This is a genomic window from Siminovitchia sediminis, from assembly GCF_042680885.1.
GTDB lineage: Bacteria > Bacillota > Bacilli > Bacillales > Bacillaceae_C > Siminovitchia > Siminovitchia sediminis.
The window spans coordinates 55,141-74,912 of record NZ_JBHUEO010000007.1 but is presented as its reverse complement, the minus strand read 5'-3'; the positions used below and the strand labels follow the sequence as shown (position 1 = coordinate 74,912).

Here is a 19,772-nt window from a genome sequence, read left to right as displayed (position 1 = left end):
TCCTATGATTTTGGAGGAAGGCTGTTTAAATACCGGATGGCTTCCTCCAAAGTTTGTACTGGAACAATTTCCACATCATATCCGTATTTTTCAGCTTCTGATTTTACTTCTTTTTCATTTGTATCATACGGATGCACATCTTTTGGACAGAAGAAAATATCCATATTGGCCTGATCTACTGCTGCTATTTTTTCAGCGATTCCTCCAATTTGTCCTACATTTCCGTCCCTGTCGATAGTCCCTGTACCCGCGATTTCATAGCCTTTTGTCACATCCTCTTCTTTAAGCTGCCGGTAGATTTCAAGAGAAAACATTAATCCTGCAGAGGGACCGCCAATTTCTCCCGCATGAATATTTACTTTCTTGTCAGTCCGTACTTCCACATATTCTTCAAGACCTATTCCTATGCCCGGCTGAGAAGCACTCCCTGGCAAAGGAATTAACTCCACCTCTTCTACTCTTTCTTTATCATCACGTATCAATTGTACCTTTACGGTGTCCCCTGCTTCTTTTTCTTGCAAGTAACCATGGATGTCCTGAATATTTTCTATACGCCTGTCATCAACACGCTGTAAAATATCACCTGTTTCAATGGAACCTTTGGCTTTGGAATTCTCGCTGATACTTCGTACAATCATCCCCCTGGGAAGCACTTGCACTTCTTCCCCGGCAGCCTTAAGGCCCGCTGTCACTGCATTTTCCTGAGAGGATTCCATCAGGTATTCGAGCCAGCGCTGATATTCCCTATCCGTCCTCTCACCTTTTACCGAGTATGAACGCTGGATATCCGCATGCGGCGCAAGTAGTCCATATGCCAAATAATAAATATTGCTGGCCTTCATAGACAGAACGGTTGTTAAATACAAATTTCCCTGTTCTTCCTTTTTCCCTTCTTCAACAGTTACTTTGGAACTTAACTCTTCTACCGAACCTGGCTGAAAAACATAAAAAGGTGTAGGTATAAACAGCGAGACCGCGAATAATACACATAAAAATATCCATATTCTTTTTTTTCGCGTTGTCTGCTTATCGTTTTTCATGAGTCATGTTTGTTTCCTTTCTGTTTTTTGTTCTGTCAGTTTCCCTTTCCTGGAACTCTCAACCTCATTGATATTTTACTTTTCAAATGGCATGATTGTCTATGGATATCATTAATCACGTTAGAGAGAAGCTGATAAAAGATGCAAAAAGGATTATTATGCATTTTAATCTTAGGAACATTCACCGTAGGTACGGCAGAATTGATTATAACAGGCATTCTGGAACTGATTTCAGCTGATTTGCATACACAGGAATCGCTTGTAGGGCAGCTTATTACAATCTATGCCCTGTCATTTGCGTTGGGAGCCCCATTTCTTGCGCGGGTTACCGCCAGATTTGAGCGAAAGAAGGTCCTTTTAATTTCCCTGTCCATTTTTATTGCAGGAAATCTCTTATCTGCAGTAGGCCACTCATTTCTTATGCTTTCCATTGTCAGATCTCTCACTGCCTTAGCTGCGGCTCTCTTTATTGTGGTCACCCTTTCTACGGCGGTCAGATTGGCGGATCCGAAACATCGGGGTAAAACCTTGGGACTTGTCTATATGGGATTCAGCGCAGCTAATGTTTTTGGAGTTCCGCTTGGTACTTTTATCGGGGTATCATTCGGATGGCGATTTGCCTTTTGGATGATTGTGCTGGGGTCAGCTGCATGCTTTTTATTTATATGGGCTGCCTTTCCCGCCATCAAACCCGAGCCTGCTGCCGAAAATCACTCCATCGCCAAACTTTTAAAAAATCGGGAAATGATAATCTTGTTATCGATTACAATACTTCTGCTTTCAGCCCATTATATTGTTTACGGGTTCATCAGTCCCTTTATGACAGGAGCTGGGCACTCGCTGGAAGCAGTAGGCATCATATTACTTGTTGCCGGGGTATCAGGTACTTTGGGTTCTGCAGCAGGAGGAAGCATAACGGATCGGGCGGGCTCCAAAAAAACGCTGGCCTGGGCCTGCATTTTTTTAATCGGGAGCATGATATTGCTAAAAGCCAGTCTGCCCTCTCTATTCCTTTTTGGTGCCGTTGTATTTATCTGGAATCTGGTCATGTGGGCAACCAATCCAGCTATCCAGGCAGCTTTGATACATGCTGAACCGGCCTCCGGAGATTTAGCATTAAGCCTGAATATGTCCGCATTAAATATAGGCATTGGGCTCGGAGCACTATTCGGCGGCACAGTCGTCCATTCCGGCCAGCTTTATGCAGCTCCACTGATAACAGCGGTAATCACGATCATTGCTCTTTATCTATTAAAATGGGTCAATCCCCATGATGCGGAACAACAAGTTACCGCAAAGAAGATTGACCCGACAATGTAGCCATAAGCTTTTCAAGCCCCAGCAATAATCTTGGGGACGGCCTGCAGTAAAGGGAATCACCAAGAACATACACATGATTGTTTTGAACGGCTCTGACATTTTCCCAGCCGGGACGCTTCTTCAGAAGTTCCGGCTGCACCTTCTTTTCATCTACTCCCACCCAAACCAGACATATATGGTCCGGGTTTCTTACAGCGACCTCATCCCAGTCTGTTCGCACATTAGCCTCTGGTTCGGACGCAAAAATATTGCGCCCTCCCGCCAGTTCACTAATTTCGGTCAGCCAATTGGGACCGCCGGGAGTAAAAACAGGCTTTGGCCACCACTCCCAATAAATTGAATAACCTTTCCTGTTTTTGGCAGCTATTCTGCAGCGCTCAATGTCCTTCCTGAAAAAAGCAGCTTTTTCCCTCCCCAGATCAGGAAATCCCAATGCTTTTCCAACAGTTTCAAGATCGCAAGCAATTTCTTCCAACGATTGAGGATTTAAAACAAGATGAGGGATATCCCGCTTGATCAGCTCGTATACATTTTTCTCCATCCCCGGAACACTTAAAGATGCCAGGACAAGATCCGGTTTCATTTGTTCCACTTTGTCCATATCAATAGTTAAATCCGGTCCCACCCTTGGCAGGCCATTTATGCTTTCCGGCCAATTGGAGTAGTCATCCACAGCAATTAACATGCTTTCTTTCCCCAGATATCCAATCAATTCGGTATTGCTCGGACAAAGCGAAATAATTCGCATACATGCAGCTCCCTTCAGGCTACTTCGGCTCTCTGTCTTTCCAGTTCTTCAACGGATTGGACATGCCTTCAATCAAAGGCATTTGTTCCATATCTATATCCCGCTGATTCCTGGGCAGCGCCAGCTGACTGTACACGTAGACAGATTTACCCAGGCCGGCATCTTGTGCGTCCTCTACTGAACCGCAATAGTAAACCTTTTGAATCCCTGAGAAGTAAATGGCCGTCATACACATAGGACAGGGTTCCCCGCTTGCATACATCGTACAGCCGCTTAAGTCCAAAGTCTGCAGCTGCTCCTGTGCTTTTCGGATGGCAATCAGTTCGGCATGCCCGCTAATATCGTATTTCTTATGCAACTCATTGATACCTTCAGAAATAATCTTGCCATCCTTGACAAGCACGGCTCCAAATGGCTGTCCCCCATCTTTTACAGACTCGTTTGCCAGTTCCACTGCCCTTTTCATAAATGCATCCAACGATTCCTCCTCCTTTTTCTTTAAAGTACTTGAAAAAAAGTGATCAATTTTCCAGGATTATCTTACCTAATGTTAGAGGTTCGATGTATTCCCCGTCTTTAAATGCTCTCATGTTTCCTCCGGAAATTTCATCAATTAAAGTAATGTCCTTGTTTTCTCCCACCCTGCCAAATTCCAGCTTAATATCGTAGAGCTCAATGCCTTTTTTCAAAAGCACTTCTTTTATAATCGCTCCAATTTCTTTTGTCAGTTCTTTTAATCTTTTATATTCCTCATAAGACAAAATATTCAGCATGGCCAGTGCATCCTCGCTGATCGGCGGATCTTGGCGTTCATCATCTTTTAATGTAACTTCCACAAAACCGTCCAATTCCTGGCCTTCTTCAGCATACATACCATATCTGCGTAAAAAACTCCCTACTGCCCGATAGCGGCAAATGACTTCCAGACCATTGCCAAACATTTGTGCAGGCTTGACCGTCATGGTTGCCTCTTCAATATTCGCATTAACAAAATGGGTAGGAATTCCCTTTTCTTCTAAAATTTCAAAGAAGTATTTCGTAAGCCGGAGACCGGTTTTCCCTGCGCCTTCAATGGTGAGGCCAACGGTGTTGGCTCCTGGATCAAAAACTCCGTCTTCTCCTGTAACATCATCTTTAAATTTCAACAAAAAATTCCCGTCTTCCAATGCATATACGGTTTTTGTTTTACCCTCGTAAACCATTTTCATTTGGCTTTCCCCCATCCGTTCATTTAATACGCTTTTATCATATCATAAAAATTTTACCGGTTTATTACCATTGCCAATGATATTTTTAACCATTCCGGTCTTCTATATTTTACTGAAATCCGCTTAAATTATGGAAGAATTCCTTTAAAAATTGGTGAAAAAGAAGCTCAGTCGGCATCAGTTTCCTGTTCTTTGGAATAATCATCCCGACTGTACGGGTCACCTTGGGTTCCTCCAATGGCACCTTTACTGTTGAACGAGGCAAGCTGTCCACGAGAGTAATTTCGGGCAGCAGCGTAACCCCCAGCCCGGCAGCAACCAGACCTTTAATAGCATCAATATCTTTTCCCTCGAACGATACTTGGGGTGTGAATCCATAATGCCGGCAAGCATTTTCTACGATATTTTGAAGGATATATCCCTGTGGCGACAGGATAAACGAATCACTGCGCAATTCATCCAATGACAGTGATTTTCTTGATGCAAGCGGATGCTTCACATGCAATAGGGCCACCAGATTTTCCACAAATAAAATTTCGCTTCTTACCCTCGCATCATCTTTAGGAACAGGACCCACCAACGCCAAATCAATATCCCCTTTTACAACAGCTTCGGTTAAATGCCGGTAGGAATCCTGATGGAGCTGGATATTTACATGCGGATGTTCTTTCCGAAATGAAGAAATAACAGTTGGGAGCAAAGAAGCTGCCAGGCTGCTTGGAAAGCCAATTCTTACAGTTCCCCTCTCCGGGTCCAGTTGTTCTTCAATTTCCCTTTTTGCTTCATAGATTAAATCCATTGCCGTTTCCATCTTTTCTAAAAACATTTTTCCCAGGTGAGTCAGGCGGATATTGCGCCCTTCCCTGATAAACAGATCTACACCGAGTTCTGCTTCAAGGTTGACAATTTGTCTGCTGACAGCAGACTGCGCTACATGCAGTGCCTCTGCAGCTGCTGTCATATGCTCTCTTTGAGCTACCTCAATAAAATACTCTATTTGTCTCAGTTCCAAGAACAGAACCTCCTTTATTATCAGTCGATTGCTATATGATAAGTTTCGTTGTGCCGGACAAAGGGGTATGTATCTGGTGAATAGATATGCCTTTGCTTGGCAGTTCATAATGGTATTTGCAAGTGTTTTTCCGTTTTTATTTTGATTCATATCAAAAAAGCATCAAACTTATCTCAATTGTGTATTGCTTTAGATTAATTGTCAAAGATAAAATGAATTGTAACCAAATTTTAGGACGTGACATTATCTTGAAAATCAAATACTGGTGAATGGGAGTGAAACTGAATGGCAATGATAATGGAAATGGAAAAACATAAATTACAGGCAGCCAAAAAATATATAGACAGTGTATATGAATCAGTAAAACAACGGAACGCACATGAACCTGAATTCCTCCAAGCTGTCCAGGAAATCTTCCACTCTCTTCTTCCCGTATTGGTAAAAAATCCAAAGTATAAGGAAAACGGCATACTGGAAAGAATTGTTGAACCGGAACGAATGATTTCATTCCGGGTACCTTGGGTTGATGATAACGGGAAGGTGAGAGTGAACCGCGGATTCCGAGTACAATTTAACGGCACGCTTGGACCATACAAAGGCGGACTTAGATTCCACCCTTCTGTTAACGCGAGTATTATCAAATTTTTAGGTTTTGAACAAATCTTTAAAAACGCCTTGACCGGCCAGGCAATCGGCGGAGGTAAGGGTGGGGCGGATTTTGACCCCAAAGGCAAATCGGATGCAGAAATTATGAGATTTACGCAAAGCTTTATGACAGAGCTCAGCAAATACATTGGTTCGGGCATCGATGTTCCTGCCGGTGATATTGGCGTTGGAGCCAGAGAAATCGGTTATATGTTCGGCCAATATCGAAGAATTGCCGGGCATTACGATTCCGGCGTGCTTACCGGCAAGGGAATTGGCTACGGCGGAAGCCTTGGAAGAACAGAAGCAACCGGCTATGGACTCATATACTTTGTAAATGAAATGCTGAAAGACAAGGGTATGGATTTTGAAGGTCAAACTGTGGTCGTATCCGGATCAGGCAATGTATCGATTTATGCCATTGAAAAAGCTCAGGAGTACGGGGCAAAAGTAGTGGCCTGCAGCGACTCCAACGGATACATTTATGATGAAAATGGGATTTGCCTGGAAACATTGAAACAGTTAAAAGAAGTGGAAAGAGCAAGAATTTGTGAGTATATAAATGAGCACCCTCACGCTAAATACTTTGAGGGCAGCCAAAATATCTGGACAATTCCTTGTGATATTGCCCTGCCTTGTGCCACTCAAAATGAGTTGGATAAGCAAGCGGCAGAAACGCTTGTAGCCAATGGAGTAAAAGCAGTAGGTGAAGGTGCCAATATGCCGACAACCCATGATGCGGCTGAAGTATTCCTGAAAAATGAAATTCTTTATGCACCCGGAAAAGCTTCCAACGCAGGAGGTGTCGCCGTTTCTGCTCTTGAAATGGCTCAAAACAGCTCCAGAATCGCCTGGTCCCTTGAGAAAGTGGACACGGAACTGAAGAAAATAATGGTAGATATTTACCGGAGCAGCGTTCAGGCTTCTGAAGAGTACGGTATGAAGGGCAACTTGGTTGCCGGTGCAAATATTGCCGGATTTACAAAAGTGGCAGATGCTATGATCGTTCAGGGAGTTATTTAAAAAAGTGTACCATAGAAGAGACCTGGTTGAATTCTGACCAGGCCTCTTTTCATAGGGTAAAGGAAATCCGAACGGATGTAATTTTTCCACGAGAAGTTGCATCCGTTCATTTTTTAAGCCAACAATTTTTTTAAGATTAATCTTTTTAGCGATATCCCAGCCTTGCTTTATCCTTCACCGGGAAAAATTTTCCCGGGATTCATAATGTTGTTTGGATCCAATGTTCTCTTTAAAGAAAGCATGACATCCAATGCCTCCTTATGTTCTTTCCTTTGGTATCCTATCTTCCCAAGGCCGACCCCATGCTCACCCGTGCATGTGCCGCCGGATTGTAAAGCAAGCTCAACCATTTCGTCAGTCAGCTGAAGCACCTTTTCATATTCCCCTTTCACATTTGGGTCATAGAGGATCATTGAATGAAAGTTACCATCTCCCACATGACCGACAACTCCCCCTTTTAATCCATATTCATTCAGCTTTCTGCTGGCAAATTCAACATTCTCGGCCAGTTTGGAAATCGGCACACATACATCCGTAGTAATGCTGTCCAGTCGGGGATTTCCATGACGATAGGCAAAATTCACTTCATGGCGTGCTTTCCAAAGAGCTGCACGTTTGAGAGAATTGGTCTCGGACAAAAATTCCAGGCATCCTGCCTCTTCTACAATCGCTTGAACAAACTCAATGTCTTCTTGATTTCCGCCTCTATTGCCATGAAACTCAAAGAACAGGGACGGCGCTGCCGGGTAATCCGTTCCTGAATATTCATTCGTCTGTTGAATGGTACGGGCATCCACCAGTTCTATCCTTGCTACAGGTACACCTGCCGCCAATATGGCTGTCGCGGCTTCCACGCAGCTGCTGACAGAGGGAAATGAACATCTCGCAGCAACTATATCTTCCGGGATACCGTGCAATTTCAGCGCAATCTCTGTAAATATCCCCAACGTTCCTTCGGAACCGACAAACAGGCCGTTTAAATGAAGACCGGAAGATGACTTCTTCGCCAGGCTCCCTGTCTCAATGACCCGACCGTCAGCCAATACGACCCTCAAGTTCAAAACTTGACTCCGCATTCCCCCGTACCGCACAGTCATTGTACCGCTTGCATTGGTCGCAGCCATGCCGCCAATGGATGCGTCGGCTCCGGGGTCGACCGGGAAAAACAATCCGTATTTTTTCAATTCTTCATTTAATTGAACACGGGTGATCCCCGGCTGGACGATGACAGCCAAGTCTTCTGGGCGAACCTCAAGGATTTTATTCATCTTCTCAAAATCGACCGATATTCCTTTCTGAACAGGAATAGACTGCCCCTCCAGCCCTGACCCTGCTCCATATGGAACAACGGGCACCTTATGAGTATTTGCATACTTTAGTATTTTTTGAACATCTTCAGTAGACTCCGGGAACACAACGACGTCCGGCTCAACGGATTGATGATTAGATTCATCTTTGCTGTGATTCACCAAGACCGTTTCATTGACAGATGTTTTTTCTTTACCGATTAGCAGGCATAAATCTTCGTATATATTCACGGTATTTCCCCCTTACTGGTATAAAGTAATCATATCATAATTTGATTACGCTTCTTGAGAGGGAAATGAAAAAATGATCTGCGGCGCAGCTTCAACCCTTTATGCTTACAAGACAACTGATCAAGACTGCACAACCCTTGACTGCCGGTCATATGCCTGATCATAGATTAACAGACAAGCCATCGGTCCCTGCGGCACCATTTGTCGAAAACCCTGCAATCTGCAGTCTTCTCTCTTGATTTCTGACATGGTGTACTGCTGCCCCTCATGAATAGAAAAAGCAAAAAGACTGGGGTCTCACTAACCGTTCACTTAGCTTTAAACAAGAAAAACCGAACTGATCCAAATTCTTCTGGAAGAAATTCGGGTCAACGTTCGGATTTTCGTTTAACTAGTTCTTTTTATACTGTAGCCAGAGCTTTAGCTTTTTCACGGTTTAAAGGCTCCATGTCTATTTCAAAGCCCATGTCTTCCAGCATTTTTAGATCTTTAGACCCCTCTTGGCCATCCGTTGTCAAATAATCTCCTATAAAAATAGAATTCGCCGGATACAGCCCAAGCGGCTGCAAGCTGCGCAAGTTTACTTCCCTTCCTCCGGATATTCGAATTTCTTTGGTCGGATTAATGAAACGGAATAAGCAAAGCACTTTCAGGCAGTACCTCGGATTGAGTTCATTGGTTCCTTCTAGAGGCGTACCGTCAACGGCATGCAAAAAGTTCACCGGAATAGAGTCCGCGTCCAAGATTTTCAAGCTTCGCGCCATGTCAATGACATCTTCTTTCTTCTCTTTCATCCCGACGATCACACCGGAGCACGGAGAAATCCCGGAAGCTTTGGCGGCTTCGACCGTTTGTACCCTGTCCTCATATGTATGCGAAGTAGTGATATTCTCGTGGTGATTGCTTGATGTATTGATATTGTGGTTATAACGGTCTACCCCTGCTTCCTTTAATTTTTCCGCCTGGCCCGGTTTTAAAATTCCAAGACAGGCGCAAACAGTCATCCCCTCGTGTTTCTCTTTAATTTCTTTAACGGCCTCGGCTACAATATCCAACTCACGGCTGGCCGGTCCCCTTCCACTTGCTACAATGCAATAGGTGCCGGCGTTTAACTCCGCAGCACGTGCCGCCCCAGCAACAATTTCATCTTTTTTCATCATGGAATACTTTTCAATCGGCGCTTTCGAAACGATCGATTGAGCGCAGTAGCCGCAGTTTTCCGGGCAAAGGCCTGACTTCGTATTGATTATCATATTCAACTTCACTTGATTCCCGTAAAATTTTCTTCTTACCTTATAAGCTGCATTCAATAGCGATAGCAGCTCGTCATCCGGGCATTCCAATACTTCCATGGCCTGTTCGTCTGTCAATTCTTTCCCTTCCAGAACCATCTCAGCCATTTGGTCAAATCGATTCATCTCTTTGTCTCCTTTATCATGACTTTCTTACAATCCCCTGCATTCGATACGCAAATAAGGCTGCCAATATTGCCAGAAGAATGTCTTTGGGCAGAGGAACAGCCATCCACATCCATGCAACTTTATACGAAAAAGCATCCGGTGCAGCTGCCCATAATTTATAGGCGGCATACATCCAATGTGTACCGAACAAATAACTGAAAGCCGTTCCAAGTAAAGCCGCTATGACATAAGAATAAAGTTTACTGTTTTTTTCGATGATTTTCCCCGTAATATACGCTGTAAAAATAAAAGCGATGATAAATCCAAACGTCGGGCTGAGCAGCTGGCCTATTCCTCCATGAAAACGGGCAAAGACCGGCGCCCCCGCAAGTCCGATAAACGCATAAACTGCCATCGAAATGGCACCGAGCCGACTTCCCAGAAAAGCCCCTGCCAAAACGGCAAAAAACGCCTGAAGCGTAATCGGAACTCCTCCCACTACCATGAAGGGAACGAAAGAAGTAATGTTCGCCCCGATCATCATTAAAGCTGAAAAGAGACTAACATACATCATGTCCAGCGTTCTCAGCTTTCCCTTAGATTTAACCACTTCACTCCCCATTTATGTCACCTCTTTGCATTGGTCTATTACGAGAATAATAGATGTCACTCTCCAATGTCAACTAATTTATTAATTTGGTTTACAATAGGAATAAAAAAAGCACCAGATGGAAATGCCCTTTTGCTATGACTTGGCATCTGCTCCATTTCTGGTACTTTTTTTATTACTTCATCCCTAAAACGATGTGGATACCTGAAGGATCTTTTGTCATAATGACATCCGCTTCCTCAGAGACCCATGCATTCCGTGCTCTTAATCGTTTCACAGCCTCGTTTCTCTCTTCTTCACCGGAAAAAAGAACCGTGTAGTGTTTCAACCCGGTGCTGCCTTCTGCCGGCGGCCCCTGCCCCAAGCTGTTCCATGTATTTAATCCGATATGATGATGGTATCGATGCCAAGAAAAAAAGAGTGCCTGACTTCCGTATTTCAATACCGGATCAAAACCAACCGCGTCGCAGTAAAATTCTTTGGCCTCTGCCAAATCCGATACTTGTAGATGGATGTGTCCGACAAGGGTTCCGGCCGGCATCCTATTCCAACCGGAGTCTGATGCATCTTCCAACAAGTTTTCCACATCAAGCGCAACGGTTGTCATATACACCTGATCGCCTTGCCAGCGCCATTCAGATGGCTCTCTATCTCTATATATTTCCAGCCCGTTTCCTTCCGGATCAGCCAAGTAGATGGCCTCACTGACATCATGATCGGAAGCTCCCTGAAGCGGATAACGGATTTGAACCAGATGTTTCAGAAAATCTGCCAGATCACTTCGTTCCGGAAGTAAGAAGGCAATATGAAATAAACCGGTTGTTCGAGGATTTCTCAATGCAGCCTTTTTGTCCTCTATCAGTTCTAACAAAACCGTTTTTCCGTCTGCTGTAAAAGATGTCCGTCCCTCCAAATGTTCATGTATCCGTAATCCAAGGATATCTTGGTAAAAAGCAGTCATACGCTCCAGATTCTGCACAGTTAATGTGACTTTCCCAATAACGGGATGCATATGGTTCATAAAAAGTTTTCCTCCATCCTCTTTACTTACTTTATGTAAGTAACTATAATTTAGTTTAACTTATATGTCAAGAAAGAATAAAAAATGGTATAATAACAATAACGAGGTGAACAAAATGAACAAATATATATGCCCCAAGTTCGAAAAAGCCATGAATATATTGGGCCAGCGCTGGACCGGTTTGATTATCAGCCAGCTTTTGGAGGGCCCCCAGCGTTTCTGTACGGTTGAATCCGCCATGCCGATCAGTGCGCGGGTTTTATCAGAGCGTTTAAAAGACCTGGAGAAAGAGGGAATCGTAAAGAGACAGGTGTATCCCGAAACTCCAGTAAGGATAGAGTACTCCCTGACTGAAAAAGGAATGGCGCTTCAGCCAATCATGAATGAAATATCCAAGTGGGCTGAAGAGTGGGTGGAAATCCCTGCTGAACAACCAGAAAAATGATGCATGCCGATTGCTCATATAGAGTCAGTCGGCATCTTTATTTTGTTTATTATTGTCCCGGGAGTTCAATACTATAAGGAAAGGGGTTTTTTAGAATGAAAAGTGATTTAATTCGAAGGTTTACCTCCTATGTAAAAATCGATACACAATCCGATGAAAACAACGATTCCTGTCCTTCTACACCCGGCCAGCTGACACTTGCCCGCCAATTGGTTGAAGAATTACAATCCATTGGCATGGCAGACGTAACAATAGACGAAAATGGATACGTCATGGCAACTCTTCCATCCAATACAGATAAAGACGTGCCGGTCATCGGCTTTTTAGCCCATATGGATACGGCGGCAGACTTTACAGGAAAAGGGGGCAACCCTCAAATTGTAGACGATTATGACGGTCATGATATCATCCTGGACCGGGACCAAAACATCATTTTATCCCCAAAAGAATTTCCGTCCCTGTTGGACTGCAAAGGACATACCCTTATCACCACGGACGGAACAACATTGCTGGGTGCAGACAATAAAGCAGGGATCGCCGAAATCATGACAGCCATGGATTATTTGCTTCGGCACCCTGACATCAAGCACGGGAAAGTTAGAGTGGCATTTACTCCGGATGAAGAGATCGGCAGAGGTCCCCACCGGTTTAATGTTGATGCGTTTCAGGCTTCATTCGCCTACACGGTGGACGGCGGTAAAATCGGCCAGCTTGAATATGAGAGCTTTAACGCAGCCGCCGCCAAACTGACGGTCCACGGAACAAATATCCATCCAGGTACAGCTAAAGGCATCATGGTCAACTCACAAAAGATTGCTATGGAATTTCACAACCGCCTTCCGGCTGAAGAAGTGCCGGAGAAAACTGAAGGCTATGAGGGATTTTATCACCTTCTATCTTTCGAGGGCAATGTCGAACAATCGGTTCTGCATTATATTATCCGGGATTTTGACCGCGAGAACTTTGAAAGAAAGAAAGATTTTATGAAAAAGATTGCGAATGAATTAGCCCGAAAATATGGGTATGACCGAATAGTATTGGAAGTAAAGGACCAATATTATAACATGCGGGAAAAGATTGAACCTGTGCAAGAAATTGTTGAAATTTCTTCAGACGCCATGAAAAAACTGGGCATTGAACCCGTTATATCCCCGATCCGCGGGGGGACGGACGGTTCCCAGCTTTCTTTTATGGGGCTGCCCACCCCCAATATCTTTACCGGCGGAGAAAATTTTCATGGCCCTTACGAGTTTGTCTCTGTGGATACTATGGAAAAGTCGGTACAGACGATTGTGGAAATTGCAAAGCTGTTCGTTGAGCGTGCCGAAAAATTTGGATAGGAGAGTTTTTATATCCTCTCAGTTTTGACAAAAAAGGATTGACATTCTCCATGGCAGCTGACATAATGTTTTTGACAATTACATCTTCTATGCCTTTAAACCAGTCCCGTGAGGCTGACAAGGTGCGCGCGCATTTAGAGGATGCGTGTAGATTTTGCTGTGGAAAAATTAGCCAGCACCTTGCCTTTTATTGGGTAAGGTGCTTTTTGCATAGGAGAAATTTTTAAGTATTGGAGAGAAAAGAATGAGTCAAAGAGAAATCCAGGTAGATGAACGTTTACCCATTTTGAAAAGTCTTCCCCTCAGTTTTCAGCATTTGTTTGCCATGTTTGGGTCTACGGTACTTGTACCGCTTTTGTTCCAAGTAGACCCTGCAACCATTCTGCTGATGAACGGGCTAGGCACATTGCTCTATATCCTAATTACAAAGGGGAAAATACCTGCTTATCTCGGGTCCAGCTTCGCCTTTATTTCCCCTGTGTTTGCCGTTTTGTCCAAGTACGCAGGAGGCGAAGGCTACGCGTATGCTTTGGGAGGATTTTTTGCTGTCGGCCTTACCCTTGTCATCGTTGCATTGATTGTAAAACTGGTGGGAACTGCCTGGATCAATATTATTTTTCCACCGGCAGCCATGGGAGCGATCGTGGCAGTCATCGGTCTGGAGTTGGTTCCTGTCGCCGCGGACATGGCAGGGCTGGTGAAACCTGCCGATGCACCCGAGGGATGGTCGCCTGATCCAAAAGTCATTACAGTCTCACTGCTGACGTTGGCGATTACAATCATCTGCTGGGTGACGATGCGCGGATTTTTGAAGATCATACCGATCCTCTTGGGGATTGTCGCAGGGTACGTGATCGCCCTGTCTATGAACATGGTCGATTTAACAGCGGTCAGGGAAGCATCCTGGATTTCTGCACCTACTTATTATGGAATAAAATTCAATTGGTCTGATATTTTACTGATATTGCCTGCAGCTCTTGTACTCGTTCCCGAACATATCGGCCACCTTGTCGTTACCGGCAATATTGTAAAAAAAGACTTGGTCAAAGATCCCGGACTTGACCGTTCCTTAATGGGTAACGGGATTTCGACCATGATTTCCAGCTTTGTCGGTTCCACTCCGAATACAACTTATGGAGAAAATATTGGAGTATTGGCCATTACACGGGTGTATTCTACCTGGATCATCGGAATAGCTGCAGTCATTGCTGTTCTTCTTTCCTTTTGCGGAAAACTCGCAGCCTTGATTTCATCCATTCCTACACCGGTCATGGGCGGCATTTCGTTATTGCTATTCGGAATTATAGCAGTCAGTGGACTTCGGATGCTTGTTGAAGCGAATGTCGATTATAATATCTCATACAACATGATTTTAACTTGTATAGTACTCGCCATTGGAATCAGCGGAGCTTCCATTACAATCGGCACCGTTCCCCTTTCCGGAATGGGCTTGGCAACCGTAGTTGCAATCGTATTAAGCTTGTTCTTCAACCTGCTGGAAAGATTAAAATTGACGAATGAATAGGCATGACTGAATCTGCAGTCCGGCAAAAAGACCGTCATCGGGTTTTGCCGGACTGTGTTTGAGTAATCTTGTTTTTTTGATGATGATATATAGGTAATGATTACTGGACTCCTAAAATTCCATTTGCTTGGAAATGGATATCATATTTACTTTTGTTGGTAAGAAGGGGTAACCAGAAAAAATATTTAAGGCGGGAAAGGCTCGTTCCGACGAATGCGCTTTTGCGTAACAATTGGATCGGGTTGAACTCTTGATCGGGAACGAATGCAACTCTTTTTACCGGGGCTTAAGAAGCAACGCCCATGCTGCCTCGAGTCCAACAATCTTTTGCGCAATCATAAAAGAGCACAGAGACCGCCTCCCTGTGCCTTTTTCAATCTATGCCCCCTTTTTGACTTCCGTACCAGGTTTTTCGACCACAACACAAGCAGAAGCATCACCGACAATGTTGACCGATGTTCTGAACATATCGAGGATCCGATCAATTCCAGCCACCAGGGCAATCCCTTCCAATGGAAGATTAACTGCTGTCAGCACCATCGTAAGCATAATTAATCCGGCACCCGGAACCCCTGCTGCTCCAATTGAAGCCAAGGTTCCCATCAGCATCACTATCAAAATTTGAGCAGCTGTTAAATCCACGCCATAATATTGGGCAATAAACATCACGGCCAGCCCTTGATAAATGGCGGTCCCATCCATATTGATCGTTGCTCCAAGGGGAAGGATAAAACTGCTCGTTTCCTTTGAAACTCCCAAATTTTCCTGAGTATTTTTCATTGTTACCGGAAGGGTTCCCGAGCTGCTGCAAGTAGCAAATGCGACTGATGCAGCCGGAAAAATTCCTTTAAAAAACTTCAAGGGACTCATTTTTCCTAGTAATTTTACCGCGGTTGAATAGACCACTGCCACATGAATAATGACCGCGACAATCATTGCGATAATAACTTTGATCAGCGGCATGAGAACAGAAGCCCCATGAGTTCCTACTATGGGTGCGAGAAGTCCGAATATCCCAAGCGGAACAAGCTTCATAACGATACCAGTAATTTTATACATGATTTCCGCAAGTCCATCAAAAAAGTGTTGAACCGGCTGGGCTTTTTCACCGACAAGGGTAATAGCCACTCCCAGGAAGATGGCAAAGAATATAATTTGCAGGACAGCGCCGGTCGTTAATGCTTCGATAGGATTTGTAGGAATGATATTTAATAAGGTCGCTATTACACCATCCGTAGCTGCGGGCTCCACTGCTTCTCCTCCCGGCGTAACGTCAATCCCTTTTCCGGGCTGGAAAACAAATCCGGCAATCAGCCCAAGGGTGATTGCAAAAAAACTTGTAACAAGAAAATAACTGATGGCTTTACCGCCAAGTTTGCCAAGCTTATTAATATTTCCTGCCCCTGTTACGCCAACGACGATCGTCGAAAGAATCAAGGGAACAATAATAAACTTAATCAGTCTGAGAAACAAATCCCCCAGCGGCTGAACAACCGTCGCTCTTTCCCCAAAAATCAATCCGGCAATAATAGCAAGGATGAAGGCTGCAAATATTTGTAGAACAAAGTTTTTCCTCATGACAAGCCCTCCTCGTATTGCACTTTGTGAGGGAGAGAACGCTATGGCAATACTTGAAGACGGGTGATCCGCTCATCAGGTTGCAGAAGCGGCAATTCGGCTCCTTCCTGACCCATGTACTTTAATCCTGTTCCGGTATTGATGACAACTACTTTTTCAAATTCTTGTATCCATCCTTCTTTTCGAAGTTTGCGGGCTGCCAGGAAGGCAGCGGCTCCTTCAGGACAGATAAAAGCACCTTCTTTCCTGATCATTTTCTCCTGTTCTTTGAGGATCTCTTCATCATTCACGGCAACGGCACACCCGCCTGTTTCATAGATGGCTTCAAGGACCAAAAAGTCTCCCAATGCTTTAGGGACATTGATGCCGAAAGCAACTGTCCGGGAATCAGGCCAAAACTCCGATTCTTTTTTTCCTTCCTTCCACGCCTTGACAATAGGGGCACATCCCTCGGCCTGAACTGCCACGAACCTGGGCATTTTATTTGAATCAATCCAGCCCAATTCCTGCAGTTCCTTTAACGCTTTATATATCGCTATAAGTCCTACTCCGCCGCCGGCCGGATATAAAATGACGTCCGGAACCGACCAGCCGAGCTGTTCGGCTATTTCAAATCCCATCGTCTTTTTACCTTCTATGCGGTACGGTTCTTTTAATGTGGAGACATCATATAAATTAAATTCCGCTGCTGTCTTTGCTGCTATTTTTCCGGCGTCACTGATAAGTCCGTCGACTAAATAAAGTTGAGAGTTTGCTAGAGCCACTTCCGATCGGATCATTGCGGGTGCACTTTTTGGCATGATAATGACAGCCTGAATATCTGCCCTGGAAGAATAGAGTGTCCAGGCTGCTCCGGCGTTTCCGTTGGTTGGCATCACCAATCCTTTCACTCCTAATTCTTTTGCTTTCGATACTCCCACGGCTGCTCCGCGCGCCTTAAATGTTCCTGTCGGGACCAAACCTTCGTCTTTCATGTATAACTGGGACAGAGCCATATCGGTCCCCAACTTCTTCATTCGAAGCAGAGGGGTCATTCCTTCCCCCAATGAAACGATACGGTCCGGGCTTTTTACCGGCAGCAGTTCATGATACCGCCAGAGATCAGGTTTTCTCTTTACAAGATCACTTGGCTTTAACATTTTTGCCAGAGTCTTGAAATCATAGCTGACCAGCAGGGGCGAGCCGCACACACATAGCTGCTGAACAATATCCGGACTGTATGCCCGAGAGCACTTGGAACAGGTTAACTGCGTAACATAACTGAACTTCATAACGTATCCTCCCTCAACCTATCCTATGCTCTGCATATCCGTCTTATTATCAAACAGGATCAGCCGCCGAAACTATTTAACCTGGCAAAGTAAATGAGTGAGGGAGCCGGCCGATTAAAAAAATATTTGAGCGAATACAAAGACAGGTTTATTACAGCTATTAATCCAAGCATTCTGGATGGTATCAATGGTTGTAATGTTTAATTGGATCCGTGAAGGACTTCATCCTTTCCAGTCCAGGACCAATGAACGTCGGGAATTCTCATAAACAGACAAAAAAAGAGAGCTGCTTTTCGCGGCTCTCTGTCCAATCATAGTTTCACTTCATCCGAGGGAACTTTCAGCCCTAATCCTTCAGCGACTTTTGTTCCATATTCCGGATCAGCTTTATAGAAATGCCGAATTTGACGCAGCTTAATTTCATCTTTTTCCACAGGTTTCATCGAAGCAACAATGTTGGCTACAAGCCGTTCGCGTTCATCCTTGCTCATTAGGCGATATAGATCCCCCGGCTGTGTATAGTGATCATCATGGTCATAGCTGACACTGGCCGCATCTCCGGAAACAGGATATAGAGCAGGTTTGTCGGCCGGAGATTCCATTGGACCACCATAGCTGTTCGGCTCATAATAGACAGAGCCGCCGCCGTTGTTGTCAAAGCGCATCGCACCGTCTCTCTGATAATTGCTTACTTCAGTTTTTGGACGGTTAATCGGGAGCAGCTGGTGATTGGCCCCGACGCGGTAACGGTGTGCATCATGATAGGCAAACAACCGTCCCTGGAGCATTTTATCCGGTGAGACATCGATTCCCGGTACAAGAGTTCCCGGCGAGAATGCCGCCTGCTCTACTTCCGCAAAATAATTTTCAGGATTGCGGTTCAATACCATCCGTCCCACTTCAATCAATGGATAATCTTTTTGCGACCATACTTTTGTCACATCAAATGGATCAAACCTATACGTATCTGCCTCTTCAATCGGCATGATCTGCACATATAATGTCCAAGATGGATCATCTCCATTTTCAATCGCATTAAATAAATCCTCCGTATGATAATCAGGATTTTCTCCTGCCAATTTTGCAGCGAGATGTACATCAAGGTTTTTAATTCCTTGGTCGGTTTTAAAATGATATTTCACCCAAACGCTTTCGCCTTCTGCATTTGTCCATTTGAACGTATGGCTTCCAAACCCATGCATGTGACGGAATGTAGCAGGGATTCCCCTGTCAGACATTAAAATTGTGACCTGATGAAGAGATTCAGGTGACAAAGACCAGAAATCCCACACGGCATTTGGATTTTTCAAATGTGTACGCGGGTCTCTTTTTTGAGTATGGATAAAGTCCGGGAATTTAATCGCATCACGGATGAAGAATACAGGCGTGTTATTGCCTACAAGGTCATAGTTTCCGTCTTCTGTGTAAAACTTCACCGCAAATCCGCGTGGATCTCTTACTGTATCTGCAGATCCCAATTCTCCCGCAACGGTCGAAAAACGAATGAACATTGGCGTGCGCTTGCCTACTTCAGATAAAAATTTTGCTTTCGTATACTTCGAGACATCGTTGGTCACCTGAAAATAGCCATGTGCCCCGGCACCCTTTGCATGGACCACTCTCTCAGGAATCCGTTCTCTGTTAAAATGGGCCAGCTTTTCCAAAAGGTGGACATCCTGAATTAATGTCGGACCTCTTGCTCCGGCTGTCATGGAGTTCTGGTTGTCCCCTACCGGAGCTCCCCAGCTTGTTGTTAATTTATGATCGTTATTTGCCATTATCATCCCGCCTTATTTATAATAATTTTAATGTAAGTACATCGTAACATGATCAATAATCATTTTCAAGTTATAATTATTATAATTTAATATTAGTTATATTTTACTGTATAACAGTAGATGAACAGCCACTATAGGAACTATATTCCGTCCATTAAAAAATATATCTTCTTTTCTTCATTTATGAATCACTCTATACCTCATCCGACTTCTTGCATACGCTCCTTCAAAAATAAAAAAGCAACTGTCGTGAAAACAGCTGCTTTTACT

General features: G+C 44.3%; 18 protein-coding genes. 5 read left to right on the top strand and 13 right to left on the bottom strand.

The features are described from left to right. Positions 1-2: 2 nt before the first annotated feature. Positions 3-1,040, bottom strand: coding sequence for a SepM family pheromone-processing serine protease (locus ACFSCZ_RS04600; protein ID WP_380772594.1), 1,038 nt, complete (start codon positions 1,038-1,040; stop codon positions 3-5). A gap of 141 nt (positions 1,041-1,181) precedes the next feature. On the opposite strand from ACFSCZ_RS04600, the gene ACFSCZ_RS04595 reads away from it, so the two are divergent. Next, positions 1,182-2,360: an MFS transporter gene (locus tag ACFSCZ_RS04595; protein ID WP_380772593.1), complete on the top strand. Its 1,179-nt coding sequence runs from the start codon at positions 1,182-1,184 to the stop codon at positions 2,358-2,360. Here the strand turns inward: ACFSCZ_RS04595 and ACFSCZ_RS04590 are convergent. The 4 genes from ACFSCZ_RS04590 to ACFSCZ_RS04575 all read right to left on the bottom strand — a co-directional run bounded on the left by ACFSCZ_RS04590 (position 2,329) and on the right by ACFSCZ_RS04575 (position 5,328). Then, positions 2,329-3,108: a cobalamin-binding protein gene (locus ACFSCZ_RS04590; protein ID WP_380772592.1), complete on the bottom strand. Its 780-nt coding sequence runs from the start codon at positions 3,106-3,108 to the stop codon at positions 2,329-2,331. The two genes, ACFSCZ_RS04595 and ACFSCZ_RS04590, sit on opposite strands and share 32 nt — an antisense overlap. Before the next feature lie 19 nt (positions 3,109-3,127). Next, positions 3,128-3,586, bottom strand: a complete 459-nt coding sequence (locus tag ACFSCZ_RS04585; protein ID WP_380772591.1) for a nucleoside deaminase — start codon at positions 3,584-3,586, stop codon at positions 3,128-3,130. Positions 3,587-3,629: 43 nt separating this feature from the next. Then, positions 3,630-4,316: a phosphoribosylaminoimidazolesuccinocarboxamide synthase gene (locus tag ACFSCZ_RS04580; protein WP_380772590.1), complete on the bottom strand. Its 687-nt coding sequence runs from the start codon at positions 4,314-4,316 to the stop codon at positions 3,630-3,632. Between the two features lie 109 nt (positions 4,317-4,425). Continuing rightward, positions 4,426-5,328, bottom strand: coding sequence for a LysR family transcriptional regulator (locus tag ACFSCZ_RS04575; RefSeq protein ID WP_380772589.1), 903 nt, complete (start codon positions 5,326-5,328; stop codon positions 4,426-4,428). Positions 5,329-5,619: 291 nt separating this feature from the next. On the opposite strand from ACFSCZ_RS04575, the gene gdhA reads away from it, so the two are divergent. Further along, a complete protein-coding gene (gene gdhA / locus ACFSCZ_RS04570; protein ID WP_380772613.1) occupies positions 5,620-6,996 on the top strand; it encodes an NADP-specific glutamate dehydrogenase in 1,377 nt (458 codons plus the stop codon). A 167-nt stretch (positions 6,997-7,163) separates the two neighbouring features. Here the strand turns inward: gdhA and ACFSCZ_RS04565 are convergent, their stop codons facing one another. The 5 genes from ACFSCZ_RS04565 to ACFSCZ_RS04545 all read right to left on the bottom strand — a co-directional run bounded on the left by ACFSCZ_RS04565 (position 7,164) and on the right by ACFSCZ_RS04545 (position 11,565). Further along, a complete protein-coding gene (locus tag ACFSCZ_RS04565) occupies positions 7,164-8,534 on the bottom strand; it encodes an FAD-binding oxidoreductase (protein ID WP_380772588.1) in 1,371 nt (456 codons plus the stop codon). 120 nt (positions 8,535-8,654) lie between these two features. Continuing rightward, a complete protein-coding gene (locus tag ACFSCZ_RS04560; protein ID WP_380772587.1) occupies positions 8,655-8,783 on the bottom strand; it encodes a hypothetical protein in 129 nt (42 codons plus the stop codon). 152 nt (positions 8,784-8,935) lie between these two features. After that, a complete protein-coding gene (gene bioB / locus ACFSCZ_RS04555; RefSeq protein ID WP_380772586.1) occupies positions 8,936-9,952 on the bottom strand; it encodes a biotin synthase BioB in 1,017 nt (338 codons plus the stop codon). A gap of 16 nt (positions 9,953-9,968) precedes the next feature. Further along, entirely contained in the window at positions 9,969-10,556 is a 588-nt protein-coding gene (locus ACFSCZ_RS04550; protein WP_380772585.1) for a biotin transporter BioY, read from the bottom strand. Between the two features lie 163 nt (positions 10,557-10,719). Then, the gene (locus ACFSCZ_RS04545; protein WP_380772584.1) at positions 10,720-11,565 is read right to left on the bottom strand and encodes a VOC family protein; all 846 of its coding nucleotides are present in this window, start codon (positions 11,563-11,565) and stop codon (positions 10,720-10,722) included. A gap of 115 nt (positions 11,566-11,680) precedes the next feature. On the opposite strand from ACFSCZ_RS04545, the gene ACFSCZ_RS04540 reads away from it, so the two are divergent. The 3 genes from ACFSCZ_RS04540 to uraA all read left to right on the top strand — a co-directional run bounded on the left by ACFSCZ_RS04540 (position 11,681) and on the right by uraA (position 14,875). Continuing rightward, positions 11,681-12,010, top strand: coding sequence for a winged helix-turn-helix transcriptional regulator (locus ACFSCZ_RS04540; protein WP_380772583.1), 330 nt, complete (start codon positions 11,681-11,683; stop codon positions 12,008-12,010). Between the two features lie 95 nt (positions 12,011-12,105). Beyond that, positions 12,106-13,350 (top strand): peptidase T, encoded by a 1,245-nt coding sequence (gene pepT, locus ACFSCZ_RS04535; RefSeq protein WP_380772582.1) that lies wholly within the window; start codon positions 12,106-12,108, stop codon positions 13,348-13,350. 244 nt (positions 13,351-13,594) lie between these two features. After that, entirely contained in the window at positions 13,595-14,875 is a 1,281-nt protein-coding gene (uraA, locus tag ACFSCZ_RS04530) for a uracil permease (protein WP_380772581.1), read from the top strand. Positions 14,876-15,253: 378 nt separating this feature from the next. Here the strand turns inward: uraA and ACFSCZ_RS04525 are convergent, their stop codons facing one another. The 3 genes from ACFSCZ_RS04525 to katA form a co-directional block, all read right to left on the bottom strand. Next, on the bottom strand, positions 15,254-16,453 hold the full coding sequence (locus ACFSCZ_RS04525; protein ID WP_380772580.1) for a dicarboxylate/amino acid:cation symporter: 1,200 nt from the start codon (positions 16,451-16,453) through the stop codon (positions 15,254-15,256). A gap of 41 nt (positions 16,454-16,494) precedes the next feature. Further along, a complete protein-coding gene (locus tag ACFSCZ_RS04520) occupies positions 16,495-17,724 on the bottom strand; it encodes a threonine synthase (protein WP_380772579.1) in 1,230 nt (409 codons plus the stop codon). Between the two features lie 311 nt (positions 17,725-18,035). Further along, on the bottom strand, positions 18,036-19,502 hold the full coding sequence (gene katA, locus ACFSCZ_RS04515) for a catalase KatA (RefSeq protein WP_380772577.1): 1,467 nt from the start codon (positions 19,500-19,502) through the stop codon (positions 18,036-18,038). Between the last annotated feature and the right edge of the window lie 270 nt (positions 19,503-19,772).

What these genes read in the sequence shown, in the direction of transcription:
- pepT (WP_380772582.1), top strand. Translation starts at nt 12,106, where the DNA reads ATGAAAAGTGATTTAATTCGAAGGTTTACCTCCTATGTAAAAATCGAT.
- ACFSCZ_RS04525 (WP_380772580.1), bottom strand. Translation starts at nt 16,453, where the DNA reads ATGAGGAAAAACTTTGTTCTACAAATATTTGCAGCCTTCATCCTTGCT.
- gdhA (WP_380772613.1), top strand. Translation starts at nt 5,620, where the DNA reads ATGATAATGGAAATGGAAAAACATAAATTACAGGCAGCCAAAAAATAT.
- ACFSCZ_RS04520 (WP_380772579.1), bottom strand. Translation starts at nt 17,724, where the DNA reads ATGAAGTTCAGTTATGTTACGCAGTTAACCTGTTCCAAGTGCTCTCGG.
- ACFSCZ_RS04545 (WP_380772584.1), bottom strand. Translation starts at nt 11,565, where the DNA reads ATGAACCATATGCATCCCGTTATTGGGAAAGTCACATTAACTGTGCAG.
- ACFSCZ_RS04540 (WP_380772583.1), top strand. Translation starts at nt 11,681, where the DNA reads ATGAACAAATATATATGCCCCAAGTTCGAAAAAGCCATGAATATATTG.
- ACFSCZ_RS04550 (WP_380772585.1), bottom strand. Translation starts at nt 10,556, where the DNA reads ATGGGGAGTGAAGTGGTTAAATCTAAGGGAAAGCTGAGAACGCTGGAC.
- ACFSCZ_RS04580 (WP_380772590.1), bottom strand. Translation starts at nt 4,316, where the DNA reads ATGAAAATGGTTTACGAGGGTAAAACAAAAACCGTATATGCATTGGAA.
- uraA (WP_380772581.1), top strand. Translation starts at nt 13,595, where the DNA reads ATGAGTCAAAGAGAAATCCAGGTAGATGAACGTTTACCCATTTTGAAA.
- ACFSCZ_RS04595 (WP_380772593.1), top strand. Translation starts at nt 1,182, where the DNA reads ATGCAAAAAGGATTATTATGCATTTTAATCTTAGGAACATTCACCGTA.
- ACFSCZ_RS04600 (WP_380772594.1), bottom strand. Translation starts at nt 1,040, where the DNA reads ATGAAAAACGATAAGCAGACAACGCGAAAAAAAAGAATATGGATATTT.
- ACFSCZ_RS04560 (WP_380772587.1), bottom strand. Translation starts at nt 8,783, where the DNA reads ATGTCAGAAATCAAGAGAGAAGACTGCAGATTGCAGGGTTTTCGACAA.
- bioB (WP_380772586.1), bottom strand. Translation starts at nt 9,952, where the DNA reads ATGAATCGATTTGACCAAATGGCTGAGATGGTTCTGGAAGGGAAAGAA.
- ACFSCZ_RS04590 (WP_380772592.1), bottom strand. Translation starts at nt 3,108, where the DNA reads ATGCGAATTATTTCGCTTTGTCCGAGCAATACCGAATTGATTGGATAT.
- katA (WP_380772577.1), bottom strand. Translation starts at nt 19,502, where the DNA reads ATGGCAAATAACGATCATAAATTAACAACAAGCTGGGGAGCTCCGGTA.